Origin of the sequence: Aneurinibacillus sp. Ricciae_BoGa-3 (assembly GCF_028421645.1) — a bacterium.
Lineage (GTDB): Bacteria > Bacillota > Bacilli > Aneurinibacillales > Aneurinibacillaceae > Aneurinibacillus_B.
Window position 1 is genome coordinate 4,900,808 of sequence record NZ_CP116887.1, and the last position, 16,097, is coordinate 4,916,904.

Annotated in this window: 14 protein-coding genes and 2 pseudogenes; 4 read left to right on the forward strand and 12 right to left on the reverse strand. The window is 46.3% G+C overall.

All coding sequences use genetic code 11. The annotated features are described in order from the left end of the window. The first annotated feature begins 54 nt into the window (after positions 1 to 54). The 3 genes and pseudogenes from poxB to PP175_RS24845 all read left to right on the forward strand — a co-directional run bounded on the left by poxB (position 55) and on the right by PP175_RS24845 (position 3,390). Complete coding sequence (gene poxB / locus PP175_RS24835) at positions 55 to 1,785, forward strand: ubiquinone-dependent pyruvate dehydrogenase (RefSeq protein WP_272443369.1); 1,731 nt, start codon at positions 55 to 57, stop codon at positions 1,783 to 1,785. Next, positions 1,782 to 2,354, forward strand: a pseudogene (locus PP175_RS24840) (MFS transporter); the annotation flags it as partial. The gene poxB and the pseudogene PP175_RS24840, both read left to right, overlap by 4 nt. A 124-nt stretch (positions 2,355 to 2,478) precedes the next feature. Then, a complete protein-coding gene (locus PP175_RS24845; protein ID WP_272440856.1) occupies positions 2,479 to 3,390 on the forward strand; it encodes a ketopantoate reductase family protein in 912 nt (303 codons plus the stop codon). 85 nt (positions 3,391 to 3,475) lie between these two features. Here the strand turns inward: PP175_RS24845 and PP175_RS24850 are convergent, their stop codons facing one another. The 12 genes and pseudogenes from PP175_RS24850 to PP175_RS24905 form a co-directional block, all read right to left on the reverse strand. Next, positions 3,476 to 4,435, reverse strand: a complete 960-nt coding sequence (locus tag PP175_RS24850) for a DMT family transporter (protein ID WP_272440857.1) — start codon at positions 4,433 to 4,435, stop codon at positions 3,476 to 3,478. 31 nt (positions 4,436 to 4,466) lie between these two features. Beyond that, positions 4,467 to 4,535 (reverse strand): annotated as a pseudogene (locus PP175_RS24855) (hypothetical protein); the annotation flags it as partial. Then, positions 4,514 to 5,443, reverse strand: a complete 930-nt coding sequence (locus tag PP175_RS24860) for an IS256 family transposase (RefSeq protein WP_272440858.1) — start codon at positions 5,441 to 5,443, stop codon at positions 4,514 to 4,516. The gene PP175_RS24860 and the pseudogene PP175_RS24855, both read right to left, overlap by 22 nt. A 181-nt stretch (positions 5,444 to 5,624) precedes the next feature. Continuing rightward, on the reverse strand, positions 5,625 to 5,870 hold the full coding sequence (locus tag PP175_RS24865) for a hypothetical protein (RefSeq protein WP_272440859.1): 246 nt from the start codon (positions 5,868 to 5,870) through the stop codon (positions 5,625 to 5,627). A 387-nt stretch (positions 5,871 to 6,257) separates the two neighbouring features. Continuing rightward, positions 6,258 to 7,268 carry a galactose/methyl galactoside ABC transporter permease MglC gene (gene mglC / locus PP175_RS24870; protein WP_272440860.1) on the reverse strand — a complete coding sequence of 337 codons (1,011 nt, stop codon included), beginning with the start codon at positions 7,266 to 7,268 and terminating at the stop codon, positions 6,258 to 6,260. Positions 7,269 to 7,281: 13 nt separating this feature from the next. Beyond that, positions 7,282 to 8,799: a sugar ABC transporter ATP-binding protein gene (locus PP175_RS24875; protein WP_272440861.1), complete on the reverse strand. Its 1,518-nt coding sequence runs from the start codon at positions 8,797 to 8,799 to the stop codon at positions 7,282 to 7,284. 143 nt (positions 8,800 to 8,942) lie between these two features. Continuing rightward, positions 8,943 to 10,007, reverse strand: a complete 1,065-nt coding sequence (locus PP175_RS24880; protein ID WP_272440862.1) for a galactose ABC transporter substrate-binding protein — start codon at positions 10,005 to 10,007, stop codon at positions 8,943 to 8,945. A gap of 196 nt (positions 10,008 to 10,203) precedes the next feature. After that, positions 10,204 to 11,334, reverse strand: a complete 1,131-nt coding sequence (locus tag PP175_RS24885) for a DEAD/DEAH box helicase (protein ID WP_272440863.1) — start codon at positions 11,332 to 11,334, stop codon at positions 10,204 to 10,206. A 138-nt stretch (positions 11,335 to 11,472) separates the two neighbouring features. Continuing rightward, complete coding sequence (locus PP175_RS24890; protein ID WP_272440864.1) at positions 11,473 to 12,966, reverse strand: sodium:solute symporter family protein; 1,494 nt, start codon at positions 12,964 to 12,966, stop codon at positions 11,473 to 11,475. Next, entirely contained in the window at positions 12,966 to 13,166 is a 201-nt protein-coding gene (locus tag PP175_RS24895; protein WP_272440865.1) for a DUF3311 domain-containing protein, read from the reverse strand. Before PP175_RS24895 ends, PP175_RS24890 begins: the two co-directional genes overlap by 1 nt. 170 nt (positions 13,167 to 13,336) lie before the next feature. Next, positions 13,337 to 14,086, reverse strand: a complete 750-nt coding sequence (locus PP175_RS24900; RefSeq protein ID WP_272440866.1) for a LytR/AlgR family response regulator transcription factor — start codon at positions 14,084 to 14,086, stop codon at positions 13,337 to 13,339. Between the two features lie 16 nt (positions 14,087 to 14,102). Beyond that, positions 14,103 to 15,386 carry a LytS/YhcK type 5TM receptor domain-containing protein gene (locus PP175_RS24905; protein WP_272440867.1) on the reverse strand — a complete coding sequence of 428 codons (1,284 nt, stop codon included), beginning with the start codon at positions 15,384 to 15,386 and terminating at the stop codon, positions 14,103 to 14,105. A 146-nt stretch (positions 15,387 to 15,532) separates the two neighbouring features. Here PP175_RS24905 and PP175_RS24910 point away from each other — a divergent pair, with 146 nt between their 5' ends. After that, the gene (locus PP175_RS24910; protein WP_272440868.1) at positions 15,533 to 16,033 is read left to right on the forward strand and encodes a hypothetical protein; all 501 of its coding nucleotides are present in this window, start codon (positions 15,533 to 15,535) and stop codon (positions 16,031 to 16,033) included. The last annotated feature ends 64 nt before the right edge of the window (positions 16,034 to 16,097 follow it).

Consider the following 16,097-nt stretch of genomic DNA (forward strand, 5'->3'; position numbering starts at 1 on the left):
GACGATGACAGCATGATCAAAATAAAAGAAAATGATCACCCGAAGGAGAAGAAAATGAAAAGGACGATTGCGGATTCACTTATTGAGGCACTGCTCAATGCAGGTGTCACAAGGATTTACGGCATTGTGGGAGATTCCCTAAATGCTGTGCTTGATTCTATACGCCGTTCCGGCAAAATTGAATGGATTCATGTTCGACATGAAGAGGTTGCGGCTTTTGCTGCCGGTGCCGATGCCGCCGTCACCGGCAGCATTGCCGTGTGCGCGGGAAGCAGCGGGCCCGGTAACCTCCACCTTATCAACGGATTGTATGACTGCCACCGCAACCGGGTTCCCGTACTTGCTATTGCCGCACATATTCCAAGCGACGAAATCGGTACGGGTTATTTTCAGTCCACAGATCCGCAACAACTATTCGGTGATTGCAGCTACTACTGTGAAGTTGTAACAACCGCCCAGCAGATGCCCCGTACAGTTACGGTCGCGATGCAAACCGCAGTGGCAAAGCAAGGGGTTTCCATCATCGTCCTGCCTGGGGACGTAGCAGGTAATGAAGCGGCCGATCATCCTGTACCTGATCACGTTGTGCATATTACAGAACCGGTCATACATCCCTCCGAGGGCGAATTGAAGAATCTGGCAGGATATCTAAATAGTGGAAAGCGTATTACCCTGCTATGCGGTGCCGGCTGCGAGGGTGCGCATGCGCAGGTTATGCAGCTATGTGAAAAGCTGCAATCACCGATGGTCATCGCGCTCCGCGGGAAAGAACATCTTGAATATGATAATCCTTATTCTGTTGGGCTTACAGGTCTTATTGGTTACTCGTCCGGTTATCACGCCATGATGGACTGTGATGTTCTGCTGATGCTTGGTACAGATTTTCCGTATCGGCAGTTCTACCCGGAAAAAGCCGTCATCCTGCAGGTGGATATTCGGCCGGAGCATCTCGGCCGAAAAACAGCTCTAACGTACGGACTGTGCGGAGACGTAAAAAATACGGTGGAAGCCCTGCTTCCCCATTTAACAGAGGCTCATGACTCCCGTCACCTAGATAAGTTTGTCTCCCATTACAGTAATGTACGCAAGGAACTGGACCAGCTTGCGGTCGGCACGCCAGGCCGTACACCCATCCATCCGCAATATCTTACAAAAATCGTAAGTGACCTGGCAAGCGAGGATGCTGTATTCACCTGTGATGTGGGAACACCAACGCTGTGGGCTGCCCGTTACCTGCAGATGAACGGAAAAAGGAGGCTATTAGGATCGTTTAACCATGGTACAATGGCCAATGCTCTTCCGCAAGCCATCGGCGCCCAGGTTGCAAACCCGGATCGCCAGATTGTTTCATTGTCCGGTGACGGCGGCCTTGCGATGTTGATGGGCGATCTGTTAACGCTGCGCCAGCACAAGTTTCCCGTGAAGGTTGTGGTATTCAATAACAGTGCCCTTAGCTTTGTGGAATTAGAAATGAAAGCTGCAGGGTATTTGGAGACGGGTACGGACCTTAACAATCCAAACTTTGCTGACGTAGCAAGGGCAATTGGAATTGAGGGAATTCGGGTTGAAGATCCGGGTGATCTGGAAGATGCAGTACGGCGGACATTTGAATATGACGGACCCGTTCTGCTTGATGTTGTTGTGAACCGCCAGGAATTGTCTTTGCCGCCAAAGATAACGTTACAGCAAGCTCATGGGTTTACCCTCTGGATGCTTAAAGCCGTTCTAAATGGGCGCGGCGATGAGTTGGTCGAACTTGCTAAGACCAACCTGTTTCGGAAATGAAACCAACTGGCAAAGTAACCCGTCCCAGCTTGGCAACTAGCTTGCGATCTGGCAAGGAAAGTCGATCTACAAGCAAACCTGTGAGCCGGTGGCTTGTGGTACTGGGAACCATTATTGTACAGGTGGGGCTTGGTACGATTTATACATGGAGCCTTTTTAATCAGCCGCTGGTCAACAAATTCGGCTGGAATCTTGGTTCCGTCTCCTTCACCTTCTCGATTACCAGTTTTGCCCTAGCTTTTTCCACCTTGTTTGCTGGCAGGCTCCAGGAAAAGTGGGGCATTCGTAAGCTCGTGATTGTGTCAGGAATCGTACTTGGGATAGGATTTATGCTGAGCTCGCTAGCGTCTTCGCTAACCATGCTGTATCTGTTGGCGGGCGTTGTTGTCGGTTTTGCGGATGGTACGGCCTACATTACATAGTTGTCTAATCTAATCAAGTGGTTCCCGGAGCGCAAAGGTTTAATTTCAGGTGTATCGGTTTCGGCATACGGCCTGGGCAGTCTGGTCTTTAAATATATAAACGGTGCGTGGATACAGTCATTCGGCGTCTCGCAAGCCTTCTTATACTGATTATCAGCCCTATAAGGGCCGTTCATAGATCTTGTTCTTCCTGGGCCCTAGCCGTAAAAAAGGGTTTTCTTGTATCTATCGATAATAGTATTCCTATATCGACTAATTAGGGGGAAGTGTTATGCATATTGTAGTATTAGGTGCGGGTGCTGTGGGAGGTTATTTTGGCGGGAAATTAGCGCTGTCCAATGTACCGGTTACGTTCCTTGTCCGTGAAAAACGTTTTCAGCAATTGCAGGACAAAGGTCTGCAAATTAAAAGCATTCACGGGGACTTTAGCTTACAACCTGCTTTAGCGCGCTCAGCAGAAGAAATCAGCAACCCTGACGTTGTCTTAATCGCATTAAAAAACTATCACCTGCAAAGTGCACTCCCAGAGATTCGTACGCTTGTTAAAAAAGGAGCCAAAATCCTGCCATTATTAAATGGTATTGAACATTACGAGACACTAACTGCCGAATTCGGCCAGGAAACGGTGCTCGGCGGGTTATGCTACATCGAATCAACCTTAGACACTGAAGGAAAGATTCTACAGACAAGCCCAATGCAAGACATTATTTTCGGGTCCTTTAACCCAAGCCATGCTCCATGGATGCTTAAATTGCAATCAATCCTACGGGACAGTGGGGCGAATGTGCGATTGAGCGACTCCATTATTGTAGACATCTGGCAGAAATTTATCTTCTTGACGATCATGAGCGGGATTACTGCAGCCACCCGCAAACCAATCGGAGAAATACTCACGGACCCTGTTACATACGGCTTTTTAAAAGATATGATCCAAGAGGTTGTCACTGTGGCACAAGCGGAGAAAATTGGCATACCAGCGGATACGAAAGAGCAGATTTTGCAGCGGGTCGCAAGTTTGCCACCAGAGATGACATCCTCTTTACACCGTGACCTAGAGAAAGGGCTCCCTTTGGAGATTGATAGCCTCCAGGGTTATGTATACAAGCTAAGTGCCAAACATGGTCTTTCCGTTCCATGTATACGATCGGTTTATTCGCTTCTACACCCCTATAAAGGGTTTTAGTTGAAAAAATCCACCAAAAGCCATTCACCATGAATGGTGTGGCCAAAGGTGGATTTTGGCTTTTCGTTCTTTTTTTAAGGCGGCTTCAGCTGTTATTTTTTTCGGATTGCAGCCTTCTGCCCCAAATCATCCCCAGTATGATACAGGCCCCCCCTATAAGCGAGCCGAACGAAAGATGCTCGCCCATAAGCAACATGGCAAACATAGCGCCAAACAAAGGTTCACTGCTGAGCAGTAGAGCAACTCTGGCAGGCGATGTTCTCCGGATCATCACTAGCTGCACATAAAACGCGAAGATGGTGGCAAATACGGCTAGATAGCCTGTAATCAACCAGAATTTAGGGGACAATTGCACCGATGCGGGGTGTTGAGCAAAGGATATAATTCCAGCACCTACGGCTACAACTAATAGTTGAATAGTGGTCAATGCGCCCGGCTCTATCTCTTTGCCTTCTGTTAATTTCTTTGTGACGGTCATTTGAATCGCCCGAAAAAGGGCTGCCCCAAGAATCAAAAAATCGCCTGGATTGAAAACATACGCGGCCTTTAGTGTCAAAAGGCCTGTTCCGACCGTAGAAAGCAGCACAGCACCCATTAAAGAAATGCGGGGAAGCTTTCGATACACAATGCTGTCCACGATCGGGACAAGCACCACACACAAGCTAATAATGAAACCAGCATTTGAAGCACTGGTATAGACAACTCCGAATGTCTCCAGTGAATAGATGATTAATAGAAAAAGACCAAAAATCAACCCGTTAATCCATGTTGCAGCGGTCGCCCGCCAAACTAAACGGACTGTAAAAGGCAGCATGAGCAGCACAGTAAGCGTAAAACGAATAAACAAAAATTCAAATACCGGAATGGTAGCTACAATATCTTTTGATATGGAATACGTGGAACCCCATATTAGTGCTACAAGCAGCAAGGATATGTCAGCCGTCCAATGAGAATTCCACAATGTTTTGACTGATTTCTTCCACCCAGCATCTTGCTGTTGATGCTTGCTTAAACCAGCCGCTGATCGAATAACCGAATAATCCACTGAGCCTACACTCCCCACAATTGAGATAGGATTACAGATTTCTTTTTACGAAATCCAAAAGGGTTTGCCCTAGCGCTGTTAGAATGTAACCCTTGCCTTCGCATTTTGGACAAGGTACTTCTTCGCCAAGATTTTGAGCCTCTGGATCTCCTGTACAGTTGCTTCAATTTTCCCCTTTCCATTGAATTTTCGGGTAGACCATCGCTCCTGTAAATCCTGCAGCGAAAGGTAAACGATCTTCTCTGCCGCTTTGAGATTCGATAAGCTGTTCATCGGCTTTAGGCGTTTACGAATTTCTTTGTTTGTACGTTCAATCCAGTTGGTTGTATAAATGACACCTCGGATTGAAGAAGGGTACGACAAAAAGGTAAGAAGAACGGGTAAATCCTGCTCCCAGGAGGCCACCTCTCTTGGGTATTTACTTGCCCACTTCTTTTGGAAGGCTTCAAATTGTACAAGAGCGGCCTCTGTGGTTAACGAACGATAAATAGCTTTCATGTCTTCTGCGATTTCATACTGATCTTTCTTACGAACCTTATTAAGCGTGTTGTGCACTTTGTGAATCACACAACGCTGCACATCAGCTTTTGGATACACATCGTGAAATGCATCTTCTAGGCCGCCTAATCCATCAAACACACCCAGCAGAACCTGATAAAGAGCACGATTGTACAAATCAAGCAAAATATCACGCCAACCTGACGCACTTTCTTGTCCACCCACGTAGAAGCCCAGAATGTCCCGATAGCCATCTTGCTGTGATGCCGGTGCGGTTTGAAACGCGCCCTCTCGGTCGCGGAGAACCGTAAGGTTCTCAATTTTTCCATAACGTGTTTCCAATGAACGCTGATAATACCCATTTCGACTGTTTGAGGCATCTGGCTTTTCTACGTGAAGGAAGTTTGTCAGTTCTTCCCGCATAATCAGTTCAAGCTTTTCTTTGACAAAGCTTCGTAAAACATCTTCTAATTGATTTGTAAGGTCGGAATTGTTTATACTAGATGGCATAAGTAAGGTAACTTCCTCTCTTTTATGGAATCTGGACAATTCCGAGGATACCCCTACTTTTTCTTTGTCTAAAAGACCTTACACAAAATAATTTACGTCATCATTAGCCGCTTGATATTAGCATGTCTAATACCAACTTATAACGTTTCTAAACTAATGAAGGAAGGCTAGATTCCTTGCTTTAATTACTTTTGTCTGTCCCCATCCAAGTTTCATGATGGTTAGCCAAAAATAACTGTATGTAGTCATCAAAAGAAACTTCAGCTAGTTGCTTTGTACTCGTCCATTCATAATATCGAATGTCTGACAAAAATGAATGAAACTTAGAATTTTTCAACAATTCAATTACCAGTGTATTTTTTGCAGCTACACCTTTTGATTTTTCATTTGGAGAATTAAACAGAATTGTTCGAACAATACCTAACAAAAGATCAGTCTCTGTTCGAGGTCTACTTTTTTATCGATACCATTGTAGTAATATTAAATAACTCCATTGACAATCTTTACTGCACATGGTAAATTGTCAATGTATATTATGTTCTCATTCCGAGGAGTGCGAAATAATATTAAGGCCGCAAAGTAGCTCGTTCCAAGGAACGCGTCAAATCGGCCGAAACCTAACTACCATTTTTTGTAGGTAGGTTTTTATTTTTTATTCTATAGTATTCAACTTAATTTGTAACTATATTTTGAAAATCCTCCCTATTTGGGAGGATTTTTGTTGTTCAAGGATTCAAGATAACTAGTTTAAGACAAAAAAGAGCGCCACACATCATGTGGGCACTCTTATACAGTTCTGGTCCCTCTTCTTTCTCTATCTTTTCGCCAGGTATTTTCTTATATCAAACGCAACCGCGACGACAATAATGAGCCCTTTAATAATAAGCTGCCAGTAGGGGTTCACGCCGATAAATGTGAGGCCGTAATTAATGACACCAAATATTAAGACGCCTGCCAGAACACCCGGTACGGTCCCGATGCCTCCTGATGTGGAGACGCCCCCTACCACGCAGGCTGCGATCGCATCGAGTTCATACATATTGCCATAGTTGTTCGTTGCCCCGCCGGTCCTTGCTGCTTCAAGTACCCCGGCAACCCCGTACAACGCCCCGGCAATCGCATATAGGTAGAGCAGGTTGCTCCATACGTTAATCCCAGAGACTGTCGCGGCCTGGATGTTGCCTCCTATCGCATACATGTTCTTTCCAAGGCGCGTTTTATTAAAAATGACCCAGACGATAAGCGATATAACAATCGCAATAATGACAATATAAGGGATGGAATAAGCACCGCTTCCAACTGCGCCGGTGCCAAGATTGCCAAAGTCTGGCCGCAAACCGCCAATCGGCTGGGATTCATTCGGTTTCATATCAAAATAGATCGAGTTCATGCCATACACCATAACCATTGTGCCCAGTGTGGCAATAAAGGGCGGCACCCTAAATTTAGATACGATGAATCCGTTGAGCAAGCCCACCACAAGTCCAGCAATAATTGCCAATAAGATAGGGATCCATAGAGGCAGGTGCGGGAGACCCGGGAAGAACTTGCGAGAGTAGTCATCGATCTGCAGCATGGAAGCTGAGAGGACAGCGGTGAGCCCAACAACCCGGCCCGCTGACAGATCAACGCCCCCTGTTATTAATACAAACGCCGCGCCTAAGGCAATGATGGCCCGTGTGGATGATTGCAGCAAAATATCACGTATACTCGTTACGGATAAAAAACGAGGATCCCATAAGGCGATAGCAATCACGAGAATCAGAAGCACGAAATAAATAGCATTTTGAAAAAAGAAGTTTTTCATTTGATGCAATCGGTTCATCCAGCAGCCCCCCTTATGTTGTAAGCTCTGCGGCAAGACGCATAATGGCTTCCTCCGTTGCGTCTTTTGCATCTAGAATGCCGGAAACTCGGCCTCCACGCATTACGAGGATCCGATCAGGCATGCCGAGCAGCTCAGGCATCTCAGACGAAATCATAATAATGCTTTTGCCCTGTGCGGCCAGTTCCGAAATAATTGCATAGATTTCATATTTAGCCCCTACATCGATGCCTCTGGTGGGCTCGTCAAGCAACAAAATCTCCGGCTCTGTCAAAAGCCACCTGGCTAGCAGCACTTTTTGCTGGTTTCCGCCTGATAGATTTTGAATCAATGTCTTACTGGAAGGCGTTTTAACCCGGAACATCTTAATCCCTTTTTCCGCATCCTCCGCTCTCCTCTTATCATCAAGCAATAGATATGGTTTTTGATAACGAATGAGGTTCGAAATTGACGTATTTTCAAGCACAGACAAAATAGGGAATATGCCTGTGACCCTGCGTTCCTCCGTCAGAAGCGCCATCTTGTGCTTCTTTGCTACGATTGGTGATTTAATTTTCACTTGCTTGCCCTTTATCGATATGACCCCTGCCTCCACGTTTCGCAGCCCAAACAGCGCCTCAATCAACTCTGTTCGCTGTGAGCCAACCAGTCCGCCGATTCCTAGAATTTCACCTTTACGCAATTCAAAAGAAACATCCTTAAAAGACTTGGGAGCAGGTGATGATAGACCCCCCACCTGTAACACCACCTCGCCAGGAATGTTGCTGCGTTCCGGAAATCGCTGTGAGAGATCACGGCCCACCATTTTGGAAATGATAAGGTCCGTAGTAAGCTCACACGCAGGCCATGTACCAATCAATTTGCCATCCCGCATAATCGTCACATCATCCGCTATGCGAAGAATCTCCTCCATTTTATGGGATATATAAATAATAGAGACACCTCGGCTTCTGAGCTGACCGATAATAGTAAACAACTGCACCACTTCATTGCCGGTCAGGGATGACGTTGGCTCATCCATGACAATCACTTTTGAATGATAGGAGACCGCCTTTGCGATTTCTATCAATTGAATTTTAGAAACAGATAGTTTGCCGATAATGGTCTCTGGCTGTATATCCATATCAAGCTCAGCAAAGAGTTCCCGGGTGTCCTTGTACATCTTTTTTTCATCGACAAACTTGAAAGGACCGCAGGATTTGAGAGGAAACCGGCCCAGCCAGATGTTCTCCATAACATTGCGAAACGGGACCGGATGAAGTTCCTGATGGATCATGGAAATGCCATTTCCAAGAGCATCGCTGGAGCTGTTAATCTCCACTTTTTCACCGTTCAGAAGGATGTCCCCCGCATCCGGCTTATAGATGCCAAACAGGCATTTCATTAAGGTAGACTTTCCAGCCCCGTTCTCCCCCATTAGGGCGTGTACCGTCCCCGCGTGCACTTTCAACGTCACATTATCGAGAGCCTTAACACCTGGAAACTCTTTAGAGATGTTATTCATCTCCAGCACATGTTTGTTGTTGCTCATTGTAACACCCCCTCTTAACCTGGCTTTTCCAACGAGCGGACCGGTGCTGTTACGCAGATAGTAAAAAGCAAGGGACACGTTTGCTATCTGGACCCGATGCGCCCCCTGCTGACATGTAAGCGAAATGCCTGCGATCCAGAAGCTTATTTCGCGTCGTTTATATTTTCCTTGGTGATTTTTTTATAAGGGATCCATACGTACTTGCCATCCGTAATGTCGTATCCTGTATTTGCCTTGTTCGGTGTTTGGCCCTGTGCCAGGACAGCAGCAAGATTGAGCGTGGCTTTTCCTTGATTTTTCGCATCGTTTAATACCGTTCCGAGCAGCGTGCCATCCTGGAGCGCCTGTATAGCGGGTGCCGTTGCATCCACCCCAACAACGGGCATGTACTTTCCATTCTGGAAATAACCCTTGGCCTTTAAGGCCTCAATTGCACCGAGTGCCATATCATCGTTGTTAGCAAAAACCGCTTCGATTTTATCGCCCTGCGATCCGAGGAACGCCGCCATTTTCTCCTCGCCTTTTACCCGATCCCACATCGCTGTATCTTCCGCGAGTTTCTGCGTTTTAATGCCGGCCTGTTCAACCGCCTGAATCGAATATTTGGTGCGCAATTCCGCGTCCTGGTGGCCAGGCTCACCTTTAAGCATCACGTACTGAAGGACACCATCATGGTTCTTGTCAGCTTCTTTGTGGGATTTAAAATAATCGGCTACTATCTGGCCCTCCAGCGTCCCCGATTCTTCAGCTTTGGCGCCTACGTAATACACCTTATCCCATTTCTTCATATCTTCCGGTAGGGGTTCGCGATTGAGGAACACAACAGGCACGTTAGCCGCCTTTGCTTTATCGATAATGACGCCCGCCGCCGTCCTATCAACCGGGTTGATCGCCAGAGCGTTGACCTTTTTCGTGATGAAGAGGTCAACTTTATCATTTTGGGTCGGCTGGGAATTCTGGCTGTCCACAATATCAACCTCTGCTTTGTCTTTTGCGGCGTCGGAAATCGCATTGCGGACCCCGGTCATAAACGTATCGTCGAATTTATAAATGGCAACACCAATGGTAGGTTTACCCGTGCTGGAATTTGAACCGCTTGATGCCGGAGCTGCAGAACCGCCACTGCTTGAGCTACTAGATTGTGAGCCGGAGCAGGCGGTAATGGATAATAATGTTCCGGCAAGCAAAACTGGAAATAATTTTTTCATAAGGACCCCCCTAAACTTTTTATTTTTTCTACAACTCTACTTGCTTAAAACGCTTACATAACTGTTCTGCCTGTTAGACCGTGCCTAGAATCTATCCTATGAGTCAAGGTTTCATTTTATATCTTACTGCGCTCAGGACAGAAAAAAAGCTTCCTTATCAGTGCAAACATAAAAAAGTCTGCAATGATAAGGAAGCTTATCGCTTTTGGGGCAGCTGAACGGTGTGCCTGTCCAGCGTGAGGCGGATTCCTTTTTCAATTAACTCAAGATACTGGCGGTCCTTAGGTGCAGCCAGTGTGACGGCGAGGCCTGTCTCCCCGGCTCTGCCTGTCCTGCCTATCCGGTGAATGTAACTTTCTGCATCGTGCGGTATGTCATAGTTAAACACATGCGTCACACCTTCCACATCAAGGCCTCTGGCCGCCACATCTGTGGCCACTAAGTACTGCACTCTTGCTTCGCGAAACCTGTTCATGACATCTTCACGCTTAGCCTGTGACAAATCCCCATGAAGTTCTTCGGCATTGTACCCTTTTTGTTTAAGCGCTTCCGCAAGCTTGCTCACTCTTCGCTTCGTGCGGCAGAATATAATTCCCAGAAAAGGCCGGTACTGCTTAATCAATTGGAATAGCGTTGCCTGCTTGGCCCGGTCGGTCGTTTCGATAACAATTTGTTTGATATCGCGTACCGTGATTTCCGTCTGCTGCACCTGGATATGCTGCGGGCTTCGCATATAGGCGTTGGCCAGCGATACGATGGTATCCGGCATGGTTGCGGAAAAAAGCATCGTCTGTCTGGCGGCTGGCGTCTGCTTAATTATCTCTTCTACTTCCGTTAGAAAACCGATATGCAGCATTTGATCCGCTTCGTCCAGCACAAGCATCGATACGGACGAAAGCTCCACCGTGCCCCGCCGCAGATGGTCCAGCAGCCTGCCTGGTGTGGCAATCACTATATGTACGCTGCCCGCAAGCACATGCATCTGCTTTAACACATCCTGCCCTCCGTATACGGCCAGCACATGTATCCCGGACTCTTGCGGTAAGACTTTTTTGACTTCGGCCGTTATTTGAATCGCCAATTCCCTTGTCGGTGTCACAACCAACGCCTGAATTTGCTGGTTATCCGCATTGATCCTCTCCAAAATTGGCAGAACGAAAGCCAGCGTTTTCCCTGTTCCCGTCTGGGCTCTCGCCACTACATCTTCTCCTGATAGCAGGGCAGGAATCGCCTGCTGCTGAATCGGGGTGGGAACCTCGATTCCATTGGCCGTTAATTTTTCAATTAAGCTTGGGCTGATGCCCAGCTCTTTAAAATCCTCCAACACAACACCTCATTTATTTACGGGATTTGAATCGTCCTGGTAAAAACCACATTTATTATAGGCTGTACATGATAAAATATCCATGCCCGTATCCTGCTTATGCAAGAAAAAGCCCCAGGATATCCCTGAGGCTTCAATTCTTTATAACGCTTTGCGCATCGGTTCTTCCGGTTGTTTACCAAACAGCGTTTCCATGACAGGATTGTTGCGCATCTGGCCCTTCCGGACAAACATAGGATTTAGGATAACCATAACGACAATGTTTACCACTAATCCTATAAAACCTTCATACATGCCAAAGGATTTTCCTGTGGCGTAGACTACAAACACAGTGACCATGCCCGCGATAAAACTGATTAACGCAGCTTTCCTGGTTAGATTGCGCCAGTAAAGGCTGAACACAACAGCCGGGAACACCTGGACAATACCGGATACTCCCATTAGCTGCAGGGAAACAAGTGCGCTCGGGAACAGCAGGCCAAACAGCAGCGCCATACCAATTACCACAAACACCATCGACCGCGTAACCATTGTTAGTCTGCCTGGCGCAGCATTCGGGTTGATTACATCCCTGTAGATATTATTCGCAAAAAGGTTAGACGCCCCAATCGCCATAATCGAGCAGGGAACGAGAGACGCCAGCGCAATGGTTGAATAGGCAAACCCCTGCATCGTGCCGCCATACGACATGTGGATCAACTCAAGAAAAGCGTAGCGCGGGTCTGTCCCTTTAGGAACGACTAAATAAGCGGTGATCCCTAAAAATGTTACCAGCATTAAAACGATATTATAAAACGGCAACACAATCGCATTTTTTCGAAGTGATTCCGCATTCTTGGAGCTAAACGTACCGGTTACCGTGTGCGGCCACATGAACAGCGCCAGGGCTGAAATTAACGCGGCTGTAGAAAACCAGAGGATCCCTTTGGAACCTGTTGAAGGAATGGCCATCATTTGCGGCACTTTATGAATCGACGTATTGATCATGTTGGTCCAGCTGCCAAAGTGAATCGTGGGAATCGATACAACCATGAACAGCATAACCACCCACACGAGAATATCTTTAATAATGGCTGTATAAGTAGGTGCCTTAATGCCGCTGAAAAACGTATAAAAAGCAACAAGCACAAAGGACACAATGACGACGAACGTTACATTGATATAACCTGTGCCTGCAACTTTCAGCGTATCCTGAATACCGCTTAACTGCAGATCAATATAAGGAATTAACATCAATACGCCATTAATGGCTACCAGAACAGAAAACAGCTTGCTGTCAAATCGTCCTTTAATATAATCAGAAAGTGTCATAAACTTATGCGTACTGGCAACTTTCCAAATTTTTGGAAGAAAAAAGTAAGCTAACGGATAGGCCAGTACAACGTAAGGGGTTGCAAAAAAAGCGATGCTTCCGCCCTTGTAGGCCTGGCTTGTCAGCCCCAGAAACGTATAGGCGGTATAAACATCAGCTCCGATTAAAAACCAGACAAAAAGCCCGCCAAGCCGCCTTCCGCCAACAGACCATTCTTCGACAGAACTGCGGGACGCTTTATTTCTTCCTGCTATAAATCCGAGTGCAACAACGACCAGCACAATAATGGATGTAATAAGCAGCGCGGTAAGATTCCCTTTCATCAGTCAACATCCCCCTTCGCTTTTTGGATACGATAAACCGCCCAGGTGAACACCGGGGTTAGCAGCATCCAGATAAACAGCCAGAAGTGCAGGAAAGGAAATCCGATTATAATCGGTTGAATATGATTAACGAATGGAAGCGCTACCAACTGAGCCAAAAAAGGAATCGCAACTAGTAAAACGATTAAAAAATTGCTCATGATCAAACCCTCCTTCTCTATCATTCAGCCTGCGATATACTATGCTGTCATTATACAGGAGAGCTTGTTTTAAGAAAGCGCTTTATTCCTAACATGTCGCAAAGCGCACCTGAGATGCAGGAAAACGCTCGCAAAATACACCAGAATGTCACTTGATTGTTATAAAACTATCATAATTCAAGCCTTGACCGCAGGTCTTTCACATAATTGCGGCTAACTGGCACGATCGATTTGTGTGCATCATTCATGTACACATTATAGGAACCGTTAAACCAGGGGTGGAGTTCCTTGATAAACTTCAGGTTCACCAGATAACTCTTATGCGTGCGGAAAAACGAAAAAGGCTTCAATTTTCCTTCCAGTTCTTGCAGGGTATACTGGGCATCAAACTGTTCCTTCTCTGTGTGTACCCGGACCTTGCGCCCTTCTTTATCGATGTAGACGATCTCCTCAGGCGAGAGATATTTGATATCACTATCTATCTCGATTGCCAGCCTCGGCTTATAATCTGCATTTTGCGGCAGCCTGTCACGCTTGTCGTGCGGATTTTCACGCTTTACCTCCTGGCTGTAAGACAGAACAACCCGCTCCAAATCTTCTCTATCATAAGGCTTTAATAGATAATGAAACGCCCGCAGTTTAAAGGCTTCCACTGCGTATTGATCGTACGCGGTAATAAAAACAATTTTTACATCTAAACCAAGCTCCCGGATTAATTCAGCAGCCTGAAGCCCGGTTAAATCCGGAAGCTGAATATCCAGAAAAACAAACTCAGGTTTTAATTCTTTCGTTTTTTTAATCGCATCCATCCCGGTGGCTGCCGTTCCTACCACTTCAAATTTAGGGATTTGCCCGAGCATATACACTAACTCTTCACGTGCCAGATGTTCATCGTCCACAACTAAAACCCGCCATGCCATCGTATTGCCCCCCTCTTTATTTTGGCAGGGTAAAAGAAACCGCTGTGCCTATGCCTGGATAGGAGCGTATCATAAGCGTAACATCTTCACCAAAGTAATGCCGCAGCCGCTGCTGGATGTTCACCAAGGCGAATCCCATATGCTCCTCTCCTTCCAGTTTCCCGCTTTTGTTATCCATTCCAGACCCGTTATCCTCGACAGATACAGTAATTCCTCCTTGTGCTTCCTTCACCGAAATCAGCAATTGCCCTGCTTTCACCGTGTTTTTTAGCCCGTGCACGAAAGCATTCTCGACAATGGGCTGAATGGTTAAAGGCGGCAATTCATAACTAAGGCATGAGTCATCCACATCCCATTTTATATCGATAAGATCACCCATTCTGAATTTTATTAAGTCCAGATACACCCTGATATGTGCAAGTTCTTCTCTAATCGGAATAAGATCCTGGCCGGCACTCTGCATATTTTTCCGGATATATTTCGAGAACAGGGTAATCATCTGGCGTGCATTCTCCGGGTTGGTTCGAATCAGTGCCTTGATTGAATTGAGGACATTGAACAGAAAGTGCGGATTCATTTGCGCCTGAAGCGCTTTTATTTCCGCATTAGCGACAAGTAAAGACTGCATAGCTTTGCTGGCATATTCAGCGCCAATCCGTTCCTCCTCACGCTCTACTTCGATTAGAATGGCGAAGAATAATGCCACCCCCAACCCGTTAGAAAAAACCTGAGGGATGCCGATTGTTTCAACAAGGGCAATCGCCTCACCCGCAGGCCGGGCAAGAAGCAAAATCACCAGCATTTGCAGGATTTCAGCCCCGAAGCCTACGGCACATGCCACCCATACAGATGAAGAATGTTTATGGTGCTTCTTTAAGGTGTTTTTCATACAGCCTGCCAGTACCCCCTGTATGATAGGTGCAACCATACAGGGTAAAGCGGCAAATCCGCCAAGCAAATAACGGTGAACACCCGCGATCACCCCTACCGTTAGCCCTGTCTTCCACCCTCCAAGCAGCCCGGCAATGACCACGCCAATCGTCCGGGCGTTCGCAATAGCTTCTGTGCCCGCTACGTCAAAAATCAGCGGTTCAGGCTTGTAACCCACTCCTGTGATCCGAATGCCTGAATACGTTCCTAGAATAGCAAAGAAACTGAACAACAAAATAAACTGCCATAGCCCTTCTCTTTTGCCCTGGTATTGCATAAAACTTCTCAGTTTTCGCTGTCTGGACAGAAAAAAAGCAGTAGCGATGATAAAGCCCACCCGCTCAAGCTGGTCAATTAATAGATAAAGCATGAAATACTGCCCCCACAATCGCTGTTCCTTCTTGTTATATATTACGGCATGAGTGTGGATTATCCAAAAGAAAACATAAATAACAATTGCTTAAAGGATAAGTGACGCCATACATTGGCTATCATGACAAATAAGGAGATCTATCCATGCTGACTTTTGAAGAGAAATTAACGATTATTGAATCATTCCCGCAGCTTGAACGAAGAGATGTATCGCTGGGCCGTGTAAATTTTCATTATGAAGAAAGTGCGTTTGGTAAGAAAACAGTTGTGTACCACCTGCATCCGAATGGCAACGGCTTTGTTTATGCCGGACACCTTGCTCATGCTCATGCTGATGCAAATGATAAAGGAATGGTGAATATTTCGGATTATTCCGCAGATGAACTGCGAAACCTGATCCAGGCTTCACTTGATTCCCTCTCAACTGAAGACGGTAAAATTGAAGCTGAAGCCGCCCGTTCAAGCGATGATCAACGGCGTGAATACTGGATTGGACCCGACAATCACGCCCTGCTGCTCGTCTACGAAGATGAGCTTTGGAACATCTATACGGGCAGCAATCTTGAGGCGGCTTTTGAATCGTATACAAAAGCTGAGCAGTATCTCCTTGAGGAAGGCTTCCACCAGCAGACAAACATTAAATAACCTGGAACAAAAAAGCAGTTGTACGCAAAAATGGAGCAGATTTGTTTTCTTATTGGGTTGTAAG

Excerpts from the sequence above, each read along its gene's own strand:
- PP175_RS24890 (WP_272440864.1), bottom strand. The coding sequence starts at position 12,966 with ATGAAAGGGAATCTTACCGCGCTGCTTATTACATCCATTATTGTGCTG.
- PP175_RS24895 (WP_272440865.1), bottom strand. The coding sequence starts at position 13,166 with ATGAGCAATTTTTTAATCGTTTTACTAGTTGCGATTCCTTTTTTGGCT.
- PP175_RS24910 (WP_272440868.1), top strand. The coding sequence starts at position 15,533 with ATGCTGACTTTTGAAGAGAAATTAACGATTATTGAATCATTCCCGCAG.
- PP175_RS24905 (WP_272440867.1), bottom strand. The coding sequence starts at position 15,386 with ATGCTTTATCTATTAATTGACCAGCTTGAGCGGGTGGGCTTTATCATC.
- PP175_RS24845 (WP_272440856.1), top strand. The coding sequence starts at position 2,479 with ATGCATATTGTAGTATTAGGTGCGGGTGCTGTGGGAGGTTATTTTGGC.
- PP175_RS24900 (WP_272440866.1), bottom strand. The coding sequence starts at position 14,086 with ATGGCATGGCGGGTTTTAGTTGTGGACGATGAACATCTGGCACGTGAA.
- mglC (WP_272440860.1), bottom strand. The coding sequence starts at position 7,268 with ATGAACCGATTGCATCAAATGAAAAACTTCTTTTTTCAAAATGCTATT.
- PP175_RS24880 (WP_272440862.1), bottom strand. The coding sequence starts at position 10,007 with ATGAAAAAATTATTTCCAGTTTTGCTTGCCGGAACATTATTATCCATT.
- PP175_RS24860 (WP_272440858.1), bottom strand. The coding sequence starts at position 5,443 with ATGCCATCTAGTATAAACAATTCCGACCTTACAAATCAATTAGAAGAT.
- poxB (WP_272443369.1), top strand. The coding sequence starts at position 55 with ATGAAAAGGACGATTGCGGATTCACTTATTGAGGCACTGCTCAATGCA.
- PP175_RS24875 (WP_272440861.1), bottom strand. The coding sequence starts at position 8,799 with ATGAGCAACAACAAACATGTGCTGGAGATGAATAACATCTCTAAAGAG.